This is a genomic window from Pseudomonas fluorescens (genome assembly GCF_019212185.1).
Taxonomy (GTDB): Bacteria; Pseudomonadota; Gammaproteobacteria; order Pseudomonadales; family Pseudomonadaceae; genus Aquipseudomonas.
On record NZ_CP078138.1, the window covers coordinates 1,525,912 to 1,543,769 of the forward strand.

The following is a 17,858-nucleotide window of genomic DNA, read 5'->3' on the forward strand; positions in this document are numbered from 1 at the left end:
CCATGGCTAATTTGCGTGTTGCGCTGGTGGCCGGCGAAGCCTCCGGCGATATTCTTGGCGCGGGTCTGATGCGTGCTCTCAAGGAGCAGCATCCGGCCGTGGAGTTTGTCGGCGTCGGCGGGCCGTTGATGGAAGCTGAGGGACTCACCTCCTACTTCCCCATGGAGCGCCTGTCGGTCATGGGTCTGGTGGAGGTGCTGGGTCGGCTGCGTGAGCTGCTGGCGCGTCGCAAGAAGTTGATCAAGACCCTGATCGCGGAAAAGCCTGACGTCTTCATTGGCATCGACGCACCGGACTTCACCCTCAATATCGAACTGAAACTGCGTCAGGCCGGGATCAAGACTGTGCACTACGTCAGTCCGTCGGTCTGGGCCTGGCGGCAGAAGCGCGTGCTGAAGATTCGCGAAGGCTGCGACCTGATGCTGACCCTGCTGCCATTTGAAGCCCGTTTCTACGAAGAGAAGGGCGTACCGGTGCGGTTTGTCGGGCATACCCTGGCCGATGCGATTCCCCTTGAGGCGGACCGCACAGCTGCGCGTGCCGAACTGGGTTTGCCGGATGGGCCGTTGGTGGCCTTGATGCCCGGTAGTCGTGGCGGTGAGGTCGGGCGCCTGGGTGGCTTGTTCCTCGATGCTGCCGAGCGTTTGCGCGCGATGCGCCCGGGTGTGCGCTTCGTCATTCCCTGTGCGAGTCCGCAGCGTCGGGCTCAGCTCGAAGAGCTGCTGACCGGTCGCGACTTGCCAGTGACCTTGCTCGACGGTCGCTCCCATCAAGCGCTGGCAGCCTGTAACGCGGTATTGATCGCCTCCGGTACGGCGACTCTGGAAGCCTTGCTCTACAAGCGGCCGATGGTGGTGGCCTACCGTTTGGCGCCGCTGACCTACTGGATTCTCAAGCGCATGGTCAAAAGCCCTTACATCTCCTTGCCGAACTTGCTCGCCCAGCGTCTGTTGGTGCCCGAGTTGTTGCAGGACGATGCAACGCCGGAAGCGTTGGCGCTGACCTTGTCGCCGCTAATTGATGGCGGCGAGGAGCAGACCACAGGCTTTGACGAGATTCACCGCACCCTGCGCCGCGACGCCTCGAATCAGGCCGCCAAAGCGGTCCTCAATCTGATCGGCACAGCACAATGAGTAACGCAAAGATGCAAATGGGCCTGGATTTTACCCTCGTGGCCGATGCCGAGGATCTGGTGGCGGGCGTTGACGAAGTCGGTCGCGGCCCGCTGTGCGGCGCCGTGGTTACGGCTGCGGTGATCCTTGATCCGCTGCGGCCGATCCTTGGTCTGAATGACTCCAAGAAGCTGACCGAGGCCCGTCGCGAGAAGCTCTACGACGAAATCTGTGAAAAAGCCCTGAGCTGGTGCATTGCTCGAGCCGAAGTCGAGGAAATCGACGAGTTGAACATCCTGCATGCCACGATGCTGGCAATGCAGCGTGCGGTCGAGGGGCTGCATGTCCAGCCAAAACTGGCGATGATCGATGGCAATCGTTGCCCGAAGTTGGCGATGCCGGCCGAAGCGGTGGTGAAGGGCGATAGCAAGGTGCCGGCAATTGCCGCCGCGTCGATCCTGGCCAAAGTCAGCCGTGATCGTGAAATGGCTGCGTTCGAATTGATTTACCCCGGGTACGGCATGGGTGGCCATAAAGGCTACCCGACGCCCGTTCATCTGGAAGCGTTGGCCCGTCTCGGCCCGACCCCGATCCACCGGCGCTCGTTCGCCCCGGTGCGCCAGGCGTATGAAGCTCGCGAGGAGTTGCTCGGGAGCTAGGCGCAAGGCTGATGTTTTTGCCAAGGCCCGGTACAATCCGGGCCTTGTTGTCTCCACGTTCTGGACAGGATCACCATGCCGGCTTCATTCGTTCACCTGCGCCTGCACACTGAATACTCCCTGGTCGACGGGCTGGTGCGGATCAAGCCGCTGGTCAAGACCCTGGTCGGCATGAACATGCCCGCCGTGGCGGTCACCGACCAGAACAACATGTGTTCCCTGGTCAAGTTCTACAAAAACAGCATGGGTGCGGGGATCAAGCCGATCTGCGGCGCCGACCTTTGGCTGTCGAACAAAGACCCGGAGAACCCGGTCAGCCGCATCAGTCTGTTGGCGATGAATGCCGTCGGCTATCGCAATCTGACTGAACTGATCTCCCGTGGCTTCATCGAGGGCCAGCGCAACGGCCAGGTGATCATCGAGCGTGAGTGGGTGGCCGAGGCCGCTGAAGGCCTGATCATGCTGTCGGCGGCGAAGGAGGGCGAGATCGGTATGGCCCTGCTGAGCGGTAATCCGCAGGAAGGCGAAGCCCTGGCGCGTGAGTGGATGGCGGTGTTTCCCGAGCGTTTCTACCTGGAGATCCAGCGCACCAACCGCCCCAACGACGAAGAGCAACTGCACGCCGCCGTGGCCCTGGCCGACAAGCTGGGCGCGCCACTGGTGGCCACCAACGATGTGCGTTTCCTCAAGCAGGAAGACTTCGCCGCCCACGAAACCCGTGTGTGCATCGGTGAGGGGCGAGCGCTCGACGATCCGCGACGCTCGAAGAACTACAGCGACCAGCAGTACCTCAAAAGTGCCGAGGAGATGGCCGAACTGTTCAGTGACCTGCCCGAGGCGCTGGAGAACACGGTCGAGATTGCCAAGCGCTGCAATATCGATGTGAAGCTGGGCAAACACTTCCTGCCCAACTTCCCGATCCCCGATGGTATGACCATCGACGAGTATTTCCGCAAAGTGTCCTTCGAGGGCCTCGAGGAGCGTTTGGCGGTTCTGCTGCCCCGTGACACCACTGAAGACTACGAATCCAAGCGTCAGGTCTACGTTGATCGGCTGAATTTCGAGCTGGATATCATCATCCAGATGGGGTTCCCCGGGTACTTCCTGATCGTGATGGACTTTATCCAGTGGGGTAAGGCCAATGGCGTGCCGGTGGGGCCGGGACGGGGGTCGGGTGCCGGATCGCTGGTGGCCTATGTGCAGAAGATTACCGACCTCGATCCGCTGGAATATGACCTGCTGTTCGAACGTTTCCTTAACCCGGAACGGGTTTCCATGCCCGACTTCGACGTCGACTTTTGCATGGACGGTCGTGACCGGGTTATCGAGTACGTGGCCGAGAAGTACGGCCGCAACGCGGTGAGCCAGATCATCACCTTCGGTTCCATGGCCGCCAAGGCGGTGGTGCGTGACGTGGCGCGGGTGCAGGGCAAGTCTTACGGGCTGGCGGATCGTCTGTCGAAAATGATCCCCTTCGAAGTCGGCATGACCCTGGAAAAGGCCTACGAGCAGGAAGAAATCCTCCGTGACTTCATCAAGGTCGATGAAGAGGCGGCGGAAATCTGGGAGATGGCGCGCAAGCTTGAAGGCGTTGTACGTAACGTCGGCAAGCACGCCGGCGGCGTGGTAATCGCGCCGACCAAGCTGACTGACTTCTCGCCGATCTACTGCGATGAAGAGGGCGGCGGCCTGGTGACCCAGTTCGACAAGGATGACGTCGAGGCGGCGGGCCTGGTGAAGTTCGACTTCCTCGGTCTGCGGACCCTGACCATCATCGACTGGGCGCTGAAAACCATCAACCGCGACCGCGCCAAGGTCAACGAAGCGCCGCTGGATATCGCCTTCATCCCGCTGGATGACAAACCGACCTATCAGTTGCTGCAAAAAGCCGAAACCACGGCGGTGTTCCAGCTCGAGTCGCGGGGCATGAAAGAGCTGATCAAAAAGCTCAAGCCCGACTGCCTGGAAGACTTGATCGCACTGGTGGCACTGTTCCGTCCAGGCCCGCTGCAATCGGGTATGGTGGACGACTTCATCAACCGCAAGCACGGTCGCGCCGAACTGGCCTATCCGCACTCCGACTACCAGTACGAAGGCCTCAAGCCCGTATTGGCGCCGACTTACGGCATCATCCTCTATCAAGAGCAAGTGATGCAGATTGCCCAGGTCATGGCGGGTTACACCCTCGGTGGCGCGGACATGCTGCGCCGGGCCATGGGTAAGAAAAAGCCCGAAGAAATGGCCAAGCAGCGTGGCGGTTTCATCGAAGGTTGCGCCAAGAACAATATTGACGCTGACCTCGCGGGCAACATCTTCGATCTGGTAGAGAAGTTCGCCGGTTACGGCTTCAACAAGTCTCACTCCGCTGCCTATGGCCTGGTTTCCTACCAGACCGCCTGGTTGAAGGCCCATTACCCGGCGCCGTTCATGGCGGCGGTACTCTCGGCGGACATGCACAACACCGACAAGGTCGTGACCTTGATCGAGGAAGTGCGCACCATGAAACTGCGCCTTGACGCGCCGGACGTGAACGCTTCGGAGTTCAAGTTCACGGTGAACGACGAGGGCCGCATCATCTACGGCCTGGGTGCGATCAAAGGGGTGGGTGAGGGGCCGGTGGAGGCGATTACCGAGGCGCGTCTGGCAGGGCCATTCAAGGACCTGTTTGATTTCTGTGCGCGGGTCGACCTGAAGCGTATCAACAAGCGTACCCTCGACGGCTTGATCCGCAGTGGTGCGCTGGACCGTCTCGGGCCGTTCTTCCATGACGAGCCCAAGGCTTATCAAGCCAACATCGATCGCAATCGCGCGGTGTTGCTGACAGCCATGGAAGAAGCGATCAAGTCCGCCGAACAGACTGCCCGCACCCACGACAGCGGCCACGCCGACTTGTTTGGCGGACTGTTCGTTGAAGAAGACGCCGATGTCTACGCCAATCACCGCAAGGCCAAGGAGCTCACGCTCAAAGAGCGCCTCAAGGGTGAGAAAGACACCTTGGGCCTGTACCTGACCGGCCACCCGATTGATGAGTACGAAGGGGAAATTCGCCGCTTCGCCCGTCAGCGCATCATCGACCTGAAGCCGGCCCGCGATACCCAGACGGTTGCCGGCATGATCATTGCCTTGCGGGTGATGAAGAACAAAAAGGGCGACAAGATGGGCTTCATCACCCTCGACGACCGCTCCGGGCGGATCGAAGCCTCGCTGTTTGCCGAAGCCTTTCACTCGGCGCAGTCGTTGCTGCAGACCGACGCGATGGTGGTGGTCGAAGGCGAAGTCAGCAATGACGACTTCTCCGGTGGCCTGCGGCTGCGAGTCAAGCGGGTGATGAGTATGGAAGATGCCCGCACCAACCTGGCCGAAAGCTTGCGCCTGAAGGTCCAGACCCAGGACCTGAAGGGCGATCAGTTGCGCTGGTTGGGCGAGTTGTTCAAGCGGCACCGGGGCGCCTGCCCGATTACCATGGAATACACCAGCCCCGACGCCAAGGCCCTGCTGCAATTCGGCGAGACCTGGCGAATTGATCCGGCAGACAGCTTGATTCAAGCCCTGCGTGACCAGTTCGGGCGAGACAACGTCTTCCTCCAATACCGTTGACGGCCAGGGGCCATTGCCGCGCCCTGACCCTGACCCGAATTTTTAATCTCGACCTGAACGCGCCTGTCCCTTAAGGTAGGGCGCGAATAGACAACCGGCCGACCCAAGCTCACTTGGCCTCGACCCAAGACGGACGCCTATGAACCCGAATTTTCTAGATTTCGAACAGCCGATCGCCGACCTGCAAGCCAAGATCGAAGAGTTGCGCTTGGTCGGTAATGACAATTCGCTGAATATCGGCGATGAGATCTCCCGCCTGCAGGAAAAAAGCAGCACCCTGACCGAGGACATCTTCGGCAAGCTGACCAGCTGGCAGATCGCACGTCTGGCGCGCCACCCGCGTCGTCCTTACACCCTGGACTACATCGACCACATCTTCACCGAGTTCGACGAACTGCACGGTGATCGTCACTTCTCCGACGACGCCGCGATTGTTGGCGGTATTGCCCGTCTGGACGATCAGCCAGTGATGGTGATCGGTCACCAGAAAGGCCGTGAAGTACGTGAGAAGGTTCGCCGCAACTTCGGCATGCCGCGCCCGGAAGGCTACCGCAAGGCCTGCCGCCTGATGGAAATGGCCGAACGTTTCAAAATGCCGATCCTGACCTTCATCGACACACCGGGCGCCTACCCGGGTATCGACGCCGAAGAACGCAACCAGAGTGAAGCGATTGCCTGGAACCTGCGAGTGATGGCGCGCCTGAAAACCCCGATCATCGCCACCGTAATCGGTGAGGGTGGTTCCGGCGGTGCACTGGCGATCGGTGTCTGCGATCAGTTGAACATGCTGCAGTATTCGACCTACGCGGTGATTTCGCCGGAAGGTTGCGCCTCGATCCTGTGGAAAACCGCAGAAAAGGCCCCGGATGCTGCCGAAGCCATGGGCATCACGGCCGAGCGCCTGAAGGGCCTCGGTATTGTGGATAAGGTGATCAGCGAGCCGTTGGGCGGCGCGCACCGTGATCCGGCGACGGCAGCGGCTTCGATCCGCGCCGAGCTGAGCTCGCAACTGGCGATGCTGAAGAAGTTCGACAACGATGCGCTGCTGGCTCGTCGTTATGAGCGCCTGATGAGCTACGGCCTCTAAGTCGACCGCAATACCCTGTAGGAGCGAGCTTGCTCGCGAAGGCGGCGTAGCATTCAACCCATGTGTTGGCTGTCGGACCGCAATCGCGAGCAAGTTTGCTCCTACATTTGTTTTTGGACGAAGAGAAAGATATGGCTCGGTCCACGGTTGATCTGCCTACCCGGCTTCTGCGCAGTCTTGAGCCTTGGTGCCAAGTCAAAAGTTGGCGTGTCGCGTTCTCCGGCGGCCTCGACTCCACAGTGCTCCTGCACCTGCTCGCGCACCTCTCCCAGCGCCACACCCTGCCCGAACTCAAAGCCATCCATATTCACCACGGCCTTCAGGCTGCAGCCGATGCGTGGCCGGCTCATTGTCAGGCAGTATGCGATGCGCTGGCTGTGCCCCTGGCGATCGTGCATGTGCAGGTCGAGGTCGGCGCAAGCCTTGAGCAGGCGGCGCGAGCAGCTCGCTATGGTGCATTCATCGAGGCAACCCAGCCCGGCGATCTGCTGCTGACGGCCCAACACCGCGACGACCAGGCCGAAACCCTGTTGTTTCGCTTGTTGCGCGGCGCAGGGGGCAGGGGGCTGGCGGCCATGCCGATGCAACGTCCTCTGGGGCGCGGGCACCTGCTGCGCCCGCTGCTGGACGTTTCCAGGACCGACCTTGAGGCGTACGCCCGGGAGCATCGTCTGCAGTGGATCGAAGACCCTTCGAACGCCGATCCGCAGTTCTCTCGCAACTACCTGCGCCAGTTGGTTTTCCCTGTGCTGACCCGGCGCTGGCCGCAAGCGGCCACCACCATCGCCCGCAGTGCCGCGCATTTGCGTGAGGCCCAGAGCCTGCTCGACGAATTGGCCGAATTAGACTTGGCCCGCGCGCAAACGTCGGGCGAATTCGATTGGTTGAAGGTGCCCTCGCTGGACCTGACCGCGATCCAGTCGCTTTCCCCGGCCCGTCAGCGCAACGCCCTCAGCCATTGGTTGGCGACTAAGACACGCCTGCCTGATAGCGACCATTGGTCGGGTTGGGTCAGCCTGCGCGATGCGGCATCGGACGCCCAGCCGATCTGGCGGCTGGCCGATGGCGAGTTGCACCGGGCCAATGGACGGATCTGGTGGTTGGCCGGATATTGGTTGCGAGCGGTCGTGCCAGCGGGCGCCTGGGCTGATCCGTCGCAGCCGCTCCTGTTGCCCGATAACGGTACGCTCTACTTCGTCGGGGCGGCCCCGACAGGCAGTCTCGAGGTGTGTTACCGCGAAGGGGGAGAGGTGATGGCGTTGGCTGGCCGTGGGCATCGCGACCTCAAGCGTCTGTTCAATGAGCGACAGGTGCCATCGTTCGCCCGTGGCAGATTGCCGCTGCTGTACCGCAATGAGCAGTTGATCGCTGTGGCCAACCTGCCCGGGCTGGACGGCAGCGCGGGGGCAAACTACGTTTTGCACTGGCAGCCGGTAATCCAAGATCAAGGTTTGAGCTGAAAGGGGCTTTCCGGTAGACTACGCTCCCTTCTTGATACAACTTCTGTGGATTCGCCTGAATTGCAGGAGTTGCCGATTACCAAGCAGTCTTTGCTGGGCGATTCCAAAAAATGTGTAGCGAGCAACGTACCGGTGATTCACCTATCGGTCTGTCCCAACGCGGCGGTTTTTTTGAAAGATGCACTGTAATTAATGCAGGTGATCGGGGGCTTCGGCCTTCCTTCGCTTTCCCCGGCGGCTCGGACCGCTTTAACGCAGACTTCTAGGGTTTTTCATGACGCGCTACATATTCGTCACGGGCGGTGTTGTTTCTTCATTGGGGAAAGGCATTGCATCGGCTTCATTGGCGGCCATCCTGGAGGCGCGGGGACTTAAGGTCACCATGCTCAAGCTGGATCCGTACATCAACGTCGACCCGGGTACCATGAGCCCGTTCCAGCACGGTGAAGTGTTCGTCACCCATGACGGCGCCGAGACCGACCTGGACCTGGGGCACTACGAGCGGTTCATCCGCACGACCATGACCCAGAACAACAACTTCACCACTGGCCGTGTCTACGAGCACGTTCTGCGCAAAGAGCGCCGTGGTGACTACCTGGGTGCAACCATCCAGGTGATCCCGCACATCACCGACGAAATCAAGCGCCGTATCATCAAGGGTGCCGGCGATGCCGACGTGGCGATGGTCGAAATCGGTGGCACCGTGGGTGACATCGAGTCGCAACCGTTCCTCGAAGCCATCCGTCAATTGCGTTTCGAAGTCGGCGCCAAGCGCGCGATGCTGATGCACCTGACACTGGTTCCGTACATCGCCACTGCCGGCGAAACCAAAACCAAGCCAACCCAGCACTCGGTCAAGGAACTGCGTTCCATTGGCCTGCAGCCAGACGTGCTGGTGTGCCGTTCCGATCACCCGATCGACGTTTCGTCGCGTCGCAAGATCGCTCAGTTCACCAACGTTGAAGAGCGTGCAGTAATCGCCCTCGAAGACGCCGACACCATCTACAAGATCCCAGGCATCCTGCACTCACAAGGCCTGGACGATTTTGTCGTCGAGCGTTTCGGCCTGCAATGCGACAGCGCTGATCTGTCCGAGTGGGAAGCAGTGGTCGATGCCAAGCTCAATCCTGAGCATGAAGTCACCATCGCCATGGTCGGCAAGTACATGGAGCTGCTGGATGCCTACAAGTCGCTGATCGAAGCGATGAGCCATGCCGGCATCAGCAACCGTACCAAGGTCAACCTGCGCTACATCGATTCCGAAGACATCGAGAACCAGGGCACCGCGCTGCTCGAAGGTGTCGATGCGATCCTGGTTCCGGGCGGCTTCGGTCTGCGGGGCGTGGAAGGCAAGATCACCGCGGTTCAGTACGCTCGCGAAAACAAAGTGCCTTACCTGGGTATCTGCCTGGGCATGCAAGTCGCGGTCATCGAATTCGCCCGTAACGTGATGGGCTGGAAAGATGCCAACTCCACCGAGTTCGATCGTGCCAGCGGTCACCCGGTCGTGGGCCTGATCACTGAGTGGGAAGACGCCACCGGTGCCGTCGAAACCCGTACCGAGACTTCCGACCTGGGCGGCACCATGCGCCTGGGTGCTCAGGACTGCCTGCTGGAAGCTGGCTCTAAGGTCCACGATTGCTACGCCAAGGACGTGATCGTCGAGCGTCACCGTCACCGTTACGAAGTGAACAACAAGCTGCTGCCACAACTGATCGAAGCCGGCCTGAAAATTTCCGGTCGCTCCGGTGATGGCGCGCTGGTTGAAGTGGTTGAAGCAGCGGATCATCCATGGTTCGTCGCTTGCCAGTTCCACCCGGAGTTCACCTCGACACCGCGTGATGGTCACCCGCTGTTCAGTGGCTTCGTCAAGGCAGCCCTGGCGCAACACCAGAAGAAGGCGTAACTCGCCTGACGACGTGACCCACGGCCCGCCAAGGTCCGTGGGTCACTTTGATTTCAACGGCGGAAACTGAGTTTCTCCGTGTGGAAGCTACTATTGGCGCTCCCACAAAAAGCAATGTGACCCACAAGTTATAAATCGATCGGTATACAGCGTTTTCGTCAACTTTGGAGTGTTTACAACAATGGCAAAGATCGTCGACATCAAAGGTCGTGAAGTTCTCGACTCCCGTGGCAATCCCACCGTGGAAGCGGACGTGCTTCTCGATAACGGCATCATCGGCAGCGCCTGCGCGCCGTCCGGTGCTTCCACTGGCTCGCGTGAAGCGCTCGAGCTGCGTGATGGCGACAAGAGCCGTTACCTGGGCAAAGGTGTGCTCAAGGCCGTTGCCAACATCAATGGCCCTATCCGCACCGCGCTGCTGGGTAAAGACCCGGTTGATCAGAAAGCCCTCGACCGCATCATGATCGAACTCGACGGTACCGAGAACAAAGGCAACCTGGGCGCCAACGCGATCCTCGCCGTCTCCCTGGCTGCTGCCAAGGCTGCTGCACACGACCAGGACCTGCCGCTGTACGCGCACATTGCCAACCTGAACGGCACCCCGGGTGTGTACTCGATGCCGGTACCGATGATGAACATCATCAACGGTGGCGAGCACGCCGATAACAACGTCGACATCCAGGAATTCATGGTGCAGCCGGTTGGCGCCAAGTCGTTCTCGGACGGTCTGCGCATGGGTACCGAGATTTTCCATCACCTCAAAGCCGTGCTGAAGGCCCGTGGCCTGAACACTGCCGTAGGTGACGAAGGTGGTTTCGCCCCTAACCTGGCGTCCAACGAAGATGCACTGAAAGTGATCTCCGAAGCCGTCGCCAACGCTGGTTACAAGCTGGGCACCGACGTGACCCTGGCGCTGGACTGCGCGGCGAGCGAGTTCTTCGAAGACGGCAAGTACAACCTGTCCGGCGAAGGCCAGGTGTTCACCGCTGAAGGTTTCGCCGACTACCTGAAAGGCCTGACCGAGCGTTACCCGATCATCTCCATCGAAGACGGTCTGGACGAGTCCGACTGGGCTGGCTGGAAAATCCTCACCGACAAGATCGGCGAGAAAACCCAACTGGTCGGTGACGACCTGTTCGTGACCAACACCAAGATCCTGAAAGAAGGCATCGATAAAAAGATCGCCAACTCGATCCTGATCAAGTTCAACCAGATCGGCACCCTGACCGAGACCCTGGAAGCGATCCAGATGGCCAAGGCCGCTGGTTACACCGCCGTAATCTCGCACCGCTCCGGCGAAACCGAAGATTCGACCATTGCCGACCTGGCCGTGGGCACCTCGGCTGGCCAGATCAAGACCGGTTCGCTGTGCCGTTCCGATCGCGTTTCCAAGTACAACCAACTGCTGCGTATCGAAGAGCAATTGGGCGCGAAAGCCAAGTACAACGGCCGCAGCGAATTCCGCGGCTAAGCTTGGTGGAGTGAAAAGACAGCGGATTGTGGCGAAAAAAACGTAAAAGCGGGTTTTTTGCCACTAGTCTGATGCCTTAGAGTACGAGCCTGGGTCTTCCAGGCTTCGTGCTATCTGACGTTGCAAAGTGTGGCATGGCTGTTTTTTTCAGTGGATACCTGATATTCGATGCGCAGTCCCTATTGGTTGTTTCTCGTCTTGCTCTTGCTCCTGGGGGGGTTGCAGTACCGCCTGTGGGTGGGAAATGGCAGCCTGGCACAGGTGGCTGACCTGACTCAGCAAATTGCTGATCAGCAAGCTGAAAACCAGACGTTGCTGGAGCGCAACCGGGTGATGGACGCTGAAGTGATGGAGCTGAAAAAAGGTATGGAGACCGTTGAAGAGCGGGCTCGCCATGAGTTGGGCATGGTCAAGGATGGTGAAACCCTTTACCAGTTGGCCCAATGATGCACGCCTTGCCGGCCTTCTGGGCCGTGATCCCTGCCGCGGGTGTGGGTGCCCGTATGGCCGCCGACCGTCCCAAGCAATATTTACCGTTGGGCGGACGCACTATTCTCGAACACAGCCTCGGCTGTTTCCTCGATCATCCAGCCTTGAAAGGTCTGGTGGTCAGTCTTGCAAATGATGACCCTTATTGGCCGAGCCTGGCCTGCGCTCACGATCCGAGAGTCCAGCGTGTGGACGGTGGCGCCGAGCGTTCGGATTCGGTACTCAATGCCTTGTTGCACCTGCACGCGCAGGGCGCTGCCGATGAGGACTGGGTACTTGTCCATGACGCAGCACGGCCGAACCTGAGTCGCGATGATCTCGACAAATTGCTTTCGGAGCTGGCTGATGATCCGGTCGGTGGCTTGCTTGCAGTGCCGGCTCGCGACACCTTGAAGCGCATGGACAAGCATGGTCGGGTCCTGGAAACCGTCGATCGCAGCTTGATCTGGCAGGCCTACACGCCGCAGATGTTTCGTCTGGGCGCCCTGCACAGGGCGCTGGCCGACAGCCTGGTGGCCGATGTCAGCATTACCGACGAGGCCTCGGCGATGGAGTGGTCGGGGCAGGCACCGCGCCTGATCGAAGGTCGGGCGGATAACCTCAAGGTGACGCGCCCCGAAGATCTCGAGTGGTTGCGCCTGCGTTGGGCTAATCGCGGTTCGTTGTAGGCCTTGCCTCAGCCTTGGTACTCCGGCCGCTCGGCCAAACCTTCCTTCAAGTAATCCACCAGCTTACGCACCTTGGGCGATAGATGCCGTTGTTGCGGATACAGCGCCCAAACAGCGGTATTGGGGGGCTGGTGAGCGTCGAGCAGTGATATCAGTGCGCCGCTGTTCAGATGTTCCAGTACGTAATAATCCGGCAACTGACACAAGCCCACACCCTGAAGCGCGGCATCGAGCACTGCCTGGCCACTGTTGCAGCGCCAGTTGCCCTGGATACGTTGGGAAAACTCTCGCCCGTCCTGGGCCAGTTGCCACAGATCCGAACTCCCCACCAGGCAGTTATGGCGGCTGAGCTCCGAGAGGCTGTGGGGGCGGCCGTAATGCTCAAGGTAGGAGGGCGATGCGCACAGGTACATGCGCCGTGGCGCCAGGCGAGTCGCCACCAGTCGCGAGTCTTGCAGGCGCCCGAGGCGGATCGCTAGGTCCAAGCCTTCATGTACCAGGTCCAATGGACGATTGCTCAATTCGATATCGACCCGCAGTTGCGGATAAAGCCCCATGAAGCGGGTGACCAGTGGCACGATGAAGCGTTCGCCATAGGCCACGGCACAGGTCATGCGCAACATGCCCTTGGGCTCGCTGGTAAGGTCGCCTACCGCACGTAATGCCTCTTCGCGGCCATCCTGCAGGCGCTGGCAATGTTGAAGGAAGGTCTGTCCGGCTTCGGTCAGGGTGACGCGTCGGGTGCTGCGATAGAGCAGACGGGTTTGCAGGCGCTCTTCCAGTCGTACGACTTGTCGACTGATATGCGAGGAAGAAACCCCCAAGCGTTCAGCTGCGGCGGTGAACTGGCTGCATTCGGCAACGGCGACGAATTCGTCAATGCCCTCCCAGCGATTTTCGGACATCATGATTATCCCTGTGCAGCAATAATGTTTTGCTTTTGGTTGGATTATTCATCGTTCGACAGTGTTTTACACTCGATGCTTCGTTTTTATTCACACTGGAGAGTCAGGATGATCAAGTCGCGCGCCGCCGTTGCCTTCGAGGCCAAGAAACCCCTTGAGATCGTTGAAGTCGACGTCGCGATGCCGAAGGCTGGGGAAGTGCTCCTGCGGGTCGTTGCCTCCGGTGTGTGTCATACCGATGCCTACACATTGTCGGGCGCCGATCCGGAAGGCATTTTTCCGTCGATCCTTGGTCATGAAGGCGGTGCCGTGGTCGAAGCCATTGGTGAAGGCGTGACCTCGGTAGCCGTGGGCGACCACGTGATCCCGCTGTACACCCCGGAATGCGGCCAGTGCAAATTCTGCAAGTCGGGCAAGACCAACCTGTGCCAGGCCATCCGCGCCACCCAAGGCAAAGGCCTGATGCCGGACGGCACCACGCGCTTCTCCTACAAGGGGCAGCCGATTTTCCACTACATGGGCACATCGACCTTTTCCGAGTACACCGTGCTACCGGAAATCTCCGTGGCGAAAATTGCCAAGGATGCACCGCTGGAAAAAGTCTGCCTGCTGGGTTGCGGCGTCACCACCGGCATCGGTGCAGTGATCAATACCGCCAAGGTCAAGCCGGGCGACACCGTGGCCATTTTCGGTCTGGGCGGTATCGGCCTGTCGGCAGTGATCGGCGCAGTCAAGGCCAAGGCAGCCCGGATCATCGCCATCGACATCAACCCGGCGAAGTTTGAAATTGCCAAGCAATTGGGTGCCACCGACTGCGTGAATCCGAAAGATTTCGACCGTCCGATCCAGGAAGTGATCGTCGACATGACCGATGGCGGTGTCGATTTTTCCTTCGAGTGCATCGGCAATGTGCAACTGATGCGTGCAGCCCTGGAGTGCTGCCACAAAGGTTGGGGTGAATCGGTGATCATCGGTGTAGCCGGTGCTGGCCAGGAAATCGCCACCCGTCCTTTCCAACTGGTGACCGGTCGCGTCTGGCGTGGTTCGGCGTTCGGTGGCGTGCGCGGCCGCAGTGAACTGCCTAGCTACGTGGAAATGGCCCAGACCGGCGAAATCCCGCTGGATACCTTCATCACTCACACCATGGGCCTGGAAGACATCAACAAGGCTTTTGACCTGATGCATGAAGGCAAAAGCATTCGTACTGTCATCCATTTCTAAAGCAGCAGCGACAAGTTGTAAGTTTCAAGCGGCAAGAGGCTGTGCCTCTTTGCCGCAGGAGCTTGCAGCTTGAAGCCTGAGGTGCGTCCATGAGTCTGGAAAATATTTCGTGTCAGAAGAGCTTCGGTGGCTGGCATAAGCGCTATCGGCATCATTCCGAAGTGCTGGGTTGCGACATGGTATTTGCCGTGTACCTGCCGCCTCAGGCCGAGCAGGGTGGCAAGTTGCCGGTGCTGTATTGGTTGTCGGGCTTGACCTGTACCGATGAGAATTTCATGCAAAAAGCGGGTGCCATGCGCCTGGCCGCCGAGTTGGGGCTGATCATCGTCGCTCCCGATACCAGCCCGCGTGGTGCCGGTGTGCCGGGTGATCCGGATGGTGCTTGGGATTTCGGTCTGGGTGCGGGGTTTTATCTCAACGCTACCCAGGAACCATGGGCCAAACACTATCGGATGCATGACTACGTGGTGCAAGAGTTGCCGGCGTTGGTTGAGGCGCATTTTCCGGCCTCGGACAAACGTGGTGTCAGCGGTCACTCCATGGGCGGCCACGGTGCCCTGGTCTGCGCGCTGCGCAATCCCGGACGCTATCAATCGGTATCGGCGTTCTCGCCGATCAACAATCCGATGGATTGCCCCTGGGGCCAGAAAGCCTTCTCGCGATACTTGGGCGAAGAACGCTCGAAATGGCGTGAGTGGGATGCCTCAGTGCTAATCAGCGAAGGCTCGGAAAAACTGCCATTGCTGGTCGACCAGGGCGATCGGGATGACTTCCTGGTCACGCAACTCAAGCCCGAAGCTTTGCAGCAGGCGGCCAGGCAGGCAGGTCATCCGCTGACCCTGCGCCTGCAACCCGGCTACGACCACAGCTATTTTTTCATCGCGAGCTTCATTGACGATCACTTGCGGCATCACGCGCACGCCCTGAACGCCTAAAGCAGGTAGAATCACGCCCTGACTCAATCAGGGCGTTTTTTTATGCGTATTGGCCACGGCTACGATGTGCACCGTTTCGCGCAAGGCGACTTCATTACTCTGGGCGGTGTGCGAATTGCCCACAGCTTCGGGCTGCTCGCCCACTCCGACGGCGACGTGTTGTTGCATGCATTGAGCGATGCCTTGCTGGGTGCCGCTGCGCTGGGCGATATCGGCAAGCACTTCCCGGATACCGATCCGCAATTCAAGGGCGCGGACAGCCGCGTGCTGTTGCGTCATGTGGTCGCGCTGATTCACGCCAAGGGCTGGAAGGTCGGCAATGTCGATAACACCATCGTTGCCCAGGCGCCGAAAATGGCACCGCATATCGAAGCGATGCGCGCGCTGATTGCCGCGGATCTGCAAGTTGAACTGGACCAGGTAAACGTGAAAGCCACAACCACCGAAAAACTTGGTTTCGTTGGCCGTGAGGAAGGCATCGCGGTGCATTCCGTTGCCTTGTTGCTACGCTCATGAATGAACTGCAATTGCTTGGCCCGCGTGCCTACGGCGAACCCTTGGGAACCGCCGCTCTAAAAGCCATCGCCGAAGATTTCCAGGTTGATGAGGTGCTCGACATCCCGTTGACCGGCGACGGCGAACACCTGTGGATCTGGGTCGAGAAGCGTGGCCTGAATACTGAAGAGGCCGCCCGCCGCATCGCCAAGGCGGCAGGCGTGCCATTGCGCACCGTCAGCTATGCCGGGTTGAAAGATCGCCAGGCCCTGACTCGCCAATGGTTCAGCGTGCAATTGCCGGGCAAGGCCGACCCTGATCTGTCAGGCGCAGAAAACGCCACCCTGAAAATCCTCAAGACCGCCCGGCACAGGCGCAAGCTGCAGCGCGGCGCCCATTCGGCCAATGGCTTTACCCTGCGCCTGACTCAGTTTGCGGGCGACCGCGAGGCAATCGAGGCGCGTCTGCAGTTGATCGCCAAACAGGGCATCCCCAATTATTTTGGCGCCCAGCGATTCGGGCATAACGGTGGCAACGTCGTTGATGCTCGCGACTGGGCGGCCCGCAAGGCATTGCCGGAGCAGCGCAACGTGCGCTCCCGGTTGCTCTCGACCGCCCGCAGCTTCCTGTTCAACCAGGTGTTGGCGGCCCGTGTCGCCGATGGCAGTTGGCAGCGTGCACAGGTCGGCGATCTGCTGGCCTTTACTGACAGCCGCAGTTTCTTCCCCGCAGGCGTTGCTGAATGCAACGACCCGCGCCTGGCCATCCTCGACTTGCACCCCACCGGGCCGCAGTGGGGGGAGGGTGATTCACCAGCCACCGGTTCGACCCATGAACTGGAGCAACGGATCGCTAATGACGAAGCCGATTTGCGCGACTGGTTGGCAAACGCTGGAATGAGCCAGGAGCGGCGTATCTTGCGGCTGCCCATTGGCGGGTTGACGTGGCATTATCCTTCGCCTGACATTCTGCAATTGGAATTCGTCCTGCCGGCCGGATGCTTCGCCACTGTATTGGTGCGTGAACTCGTCGATCTGGTGCCGGTGGGGCAGACGGACAGCCCATGCGTATTCTGATTTCTAACGACGACGGGGTCATGGCACCCGGTCTCGCCGCGCTGCATGCTGCGCTGGCGGATTATGCCGAGTGCGTGGTGGTTGCCCCGGACCAGGACAAAAGTGGCGCCAGCAGCTCGCTGACCCTCGACCGTCCGTTGCATCCGCACACCCTGCCCAATGGCTTCATCAGCCTCAACGGCACCCCGACCGACTGTGTGCACCTGGGCCTCAATGGGCTGCTGGCGCACGAGCCGGATATGGTGGTGTCTGGGATCAACCTGGGGGCCAACCTGGGGGATGACGTGCTGTATTCCGGTACGGTCGCCGCCGCGCTTGAAGGACGGTTCCTTGCGGCGCCGTCTTTTGCCTTTTCCCTGGTGTCGCGCCAGGTCGAAAATCTGCCGACGGCGGCTTACTTTGCGCGCAAGCTGGTTGCCGCGCATGCCGAGCTGGATCTGCCGCCGCGTACGGTGTTGAACGTGAACATTCCCAACTTGCCGCTGGATCACATCCGTGGGATCCAGCTGACCCGCCTGGGGCACCGGGCTCGTGCTGCGGCACCGATCAAAGTGGTCGATCCGCGTGGCAAGGCCGGTTACTGGATTGCCGCGGCCGGCGATGCTGAAGACGGGGGGCCGGGCACGGACTTTCACGCTGTCATGCAGGGCTACGTATCGATCACGCCGCTGCAACTCGATCGCACCTTCAATGATGCCTTTGCTCGTCTCGATGGCTGGCTGGAGGGTTTGCGCTGATGGGGCGTGAGCAGGACGACATGCTGCGCCGGGGGATCGG

The 17,858-nt window shown here is 60.2% G+C and carries 15 protein-coding genes; 14 read left to right on the forward strand and 1 reads right to left on the reverse strand.

From position 1 onward, the window contains the following. Nucleotides 1-2 precede the first annotated feature (2 nt). The 9 genes from lpxB to ispD all read left to right on the forward strand — a co-directional run bounded on the left by lpxB (nucleotide 3) and on the right by ispD (nucleotide 12,449). The gene (lpxB, locus tag KW062_RS06615; RefSeq protein ID WP_105755410.1) at nucleotides 3-1,133 is read left to right on the forward strand and encodes a lipid-A-disaccharide synthase; all 1,131 of its coding nucleotides are present in this window, start codon (nucleotides 3-5) and stop codon (nucleotides 1,131-1,133) included. 11 nt (nucleotides 1,134-1,144) lie between these two features. After that, nucleotides 1,145-1,771 (forward strand): ribonuclease HII, encoded by a 627-nt coding sequence (gene rnhB / locus KW062_RS06620; RefSeq protein ID WP_027619037.1) that lies wholly within the window; start codon nucleotides 1,145-1,147, stop codon nucleotides 1,769-1,771. A gap of 75 nt (nucleotides 1,772-1,846) precedes the next feature. Then, the gene (gene dnaE / locus KW062_RS06625) at nucleotides 1,847-5,368 is read left to right on the forward strand and encodes a DNA polymerase III subunit alpha (protein WP_105755411.1); all 3,522 of its coding nucleotides are present in this window, start codon (nucleotides 1,847-1,849) and stop codon (nucleotides 5,366-5,368) included. A gap of 139 nt (nucleotides 5,369-5,507) precedes the next feature. Further along, a complete protein-coding gene (locus tag KW062_RS06630; RefSeq protein WP_105755412.1) occupies nucleotides 5,508-6,455 on the forward strand; it encodes an acetyl-CoA carboxylase carboxyltransferase subunit alpha in 948 nt (315 codons plus the stop codon). Nucleotides 6,456-6,586: 131 nt separating this feature from the next. Then, on the forward strand, nucleotides 6,587-7,915 hold the full coding sequence (gene tilS, locus KW062_RS06635; protein WP_105755413.1) for a tRNA lysidine(34) synthetase TilS: 1,329 nt from the start codon (nucleotides 6,587-6,589) through the stop codon (nucleotides 7,913-7,915). Between the two features lie 274 nt (nucleotides 7,916-8,189). Beyond that, the gene (locus KW062_RS06640) at nucleotides 8,190-9,821 is read left to right on the forward strand and encodes a CTP synthase (RefSeq protein WP_027619033.1); all 1,632 of its coding nucleotides are present in this window, start codon (nucleotides 8,190-8,192) and stop codon (nucleotides 9,819-9,821) included. Nucleotides 9,822-10,002: 181 nt separating this feature from the next. Further along, nucleotides 10,003-11,292: a phosphopyruvate hydratase gene (gene eno / locus KW062_RS06645; protein ID WP_027619032.1), complete on the forward strand. Its 1,290-nt coding sequence runs from the start codon at nucleotides 10,003-10,005 to the stop codon at nucleotides 11,290-11,292. 168 nt (nucleotides 11,293-11,460) lie between these two features. Beyond that, a complete protein-coding gene (ftsB, locus tag KW062_RS06650) occupies nucleotides 11,461-11,739 on the forward strand; it encodes a cell division protein FtsB (protein WP_027619031.1) in 279 nt (92 codons plus the stop codon). Beyond that, the gene (gene ispD / locus KW062_RS06655) at nucleotides 11,736-12,449 is read left to right on the forward strand and encodes a 2-C-methyl-D-erythritol 4-phosphate cytidylyltransferase (RefSeq protein ID WP_105755414.1); all 714 of its coding nucleotides are present in this window, start codon (nucleotides 11,736-11,738) and stop codon (nucleotides 12,447-12,449) included. Before ftsB ends, ispD begins: the two co-directional genes overlap by 4 nt. 8 nt (nucleotides 12,450-12,457) lie before the next feature. Here ispD and KW062_RS06660 read toward each other — a convergent pair whose 3' ends face one another. After that, entirely contained in the window at nucleotides 12,458-13,354 is an 897-nt protein-coding gene (locus KW062_RS06660) for a LysR family transcriptional regulator (protein ID WP_027619029.1), read from the reverse strand. Between the two features lie 108 nt (nucleotides 13,355-13,462). Between KW062_RS06660 and KW062_RS06665 the strand changes: the two genes are divergently transcribed. The 5 genes from KW062_RS06665 to surE all read left to right on the forward strand — a co-directional run bounded on the left by KW062_RS06665 (nucleotide 13,463) and on the right by surE (nucleotide 17,818). Further along, nucleotides 13,463-14,575, forward strand: a complete 1,113-nt coding sequence (locus KW062_RS06665) for an S-(hydroxymethyl)glutathione dehydrogenase/class III alcohol dehydrogenase (protein ID WP_027619028.1) — start codon at nucleotides 13,463-13,465, stop codon at nucleotides 14,573-14,575. An 89-nt stretch (nucleotides 14,576-14,664) separates the two neighbouring features. Continuing rightward, entirely contained in the window at nucleotides 14,665-15,510 is an 846-nt protein-coding gene (fghA, locus tag KW062_RS06670; RefSeq protein WP_027619027.1) for an S-formylglutathione hydrolase, read from the forward strand. 42 nt (nucleotides 15,511-15,552) lie between these two features. Further along, nucleotides 15,553-16,026 carry a 2-C-methyl-D-erythritol 2,4-cyclodiphosphate synthase gene (gene ispF, locus KW062_RS06675; protein ID WP_027619026.1) on the forward strand — a complete coding sequence of 158 codons (474 nt, stop codon included), beginning with the start codon at nucleotides 15,553-15,555 and terminating at the stop codon, nucleotides 16,024-16,026. Then, a complete protein-coding gene (truD, locus tag KW062_RS06680) occupies nucleotides 16,023-17,081 on the forward strand; it encodes a tRNA pseudouridine(13) synthase TruD (protein ID WP_105755415.1) in 1,059 nt (352 codons plus the stop codon). Before ispF ends, truD begins: the two co-directional genes overlap by 4 nt. Continuing rightward, complete coding sequence (surE, locus tag KW062_RS06685; protein WP_027619024.1) at nucleotides 17,069-17,818, forward strand: 5'/3'-nucleotidase SurE; 750 nt, start codon at nucleotides 17,069-17,071, stop codon at nucleotides 17,816-17,818. The genes truD and surE overlap by 13 nt, the downstream gene beginning before the upstream one ends. The last annotated feature ends 40 nt before the right edge of the window (nucleotides 17,819-17,858 follow it).

What these genes read in the sequence shown, in the direction of transcription:
- lpxB (WP_105755410.1), top strand. Translation starts at nt 3, where the DNA reads ATGGCTAATTTGCGTGTTGCGCTGGTGGCCGGCGAAGCCTCCGGCGAT.
- rnhB (WP_027619037.1), top strand. Translation starts at nt 1,145, where the DNA reads ATGCAAATGGGCCTGGATTTTACCCTCGTGGCCGATGCCGAGGATCTG.
- dnaE (WP_105755411.1), top strand. Translation starts at nt 1,847, where the DNA reads ATGCCGGCTTCATTCGTTCACCTGCGCCTGCACACTGAATACTCCCTG.
- KW062_RS06630 (WP_105755412.1), top strand. Translation starts at nt 5,508, where the DNA reads ATGAACCCGAATTTTCTAGATTTCGAACAGCCGATCGCCGACCTGCAA.
- tilS (WP_105755413.1), top strand. Translation starts at nt 6,587, where the DNA reads ATGGCTCGGTCCACGGTTGATCTGCCTACCCGGCTTCTGCGCAGTCTT.
- KW062_RS06640 (WP_027619033.1), top strand. Translation starts at nt 8,190, where the DNA reads ATGACGCGCTACATATTCGTCACGGGCGGTGTTGTTTCTTCATTGGGG.
- eno (WP_027619032.1), top strand. Translation starts at nt 10,003, where the DNA reads ATGGCAAAGATCGTCGACATCAAAGGTCGTGAAGTTCTCGACTCCCGT.
- ftsB (WP_027619031.1), top strand. Translation starts at nt 11,461, where the DNA reads ATGCGCAGTCCCTATTGGTTGTTTCTCGTCTTGCTCTTGCTCCTGGGG.
- ispD (WP_105755414.1), top strand. Translation starts at nt 11,736, where the DNA reads ATGATGCACGCCTTGCCGGCCTTCTGGGCCGTGATCCCTGCCGCGGGT.
- KW062_RS06660 (WP_027619029.1), bottom strand. Translation starts at nt 13,354, where the DNA reads ATGTCCGAAAATCGCTGGGAGGGCATTGACGAATTCGTCGCCGTTGCC.
- KW062_RS06665 (WP_027619028.1), top strand. Translation starts at nt 13,463, where the DNA reads ATGATCAAGTCGCGCGCCGCCGTTGCCTTCGAGGCCAAGAAACCCCTT.
- fghA (WP_027619027.1), top strand. Translation starts at nt 14,665, where the DNA reads ATGAGTCTGGAAAATATTTCGTGTCAGAAGAGCTTCGGTGGCTGGCAT.
- ispF (WP_027619026.1), top strand. Translation starts at nt 15,553, where the DNA reads ATGCGTATTGGCCACGGCTACGATGTGCACCGTTTCGCGCAAGGCGAC.
- truD (WP_105755415.1), top strand. Translation starts at nt 16,023, where the DNA reads ATGAATGAACTGCAATTGCTTGGCCCGCGTGCCTACGGCGAACCCTTG.
- surE (WP_027619024.1), top strand. Translation starts at nt 17,069, where the DNA reads ATGCGTATTCTGATTTCTAACGACGACGGGGTCATGGCACCCGGTCTC.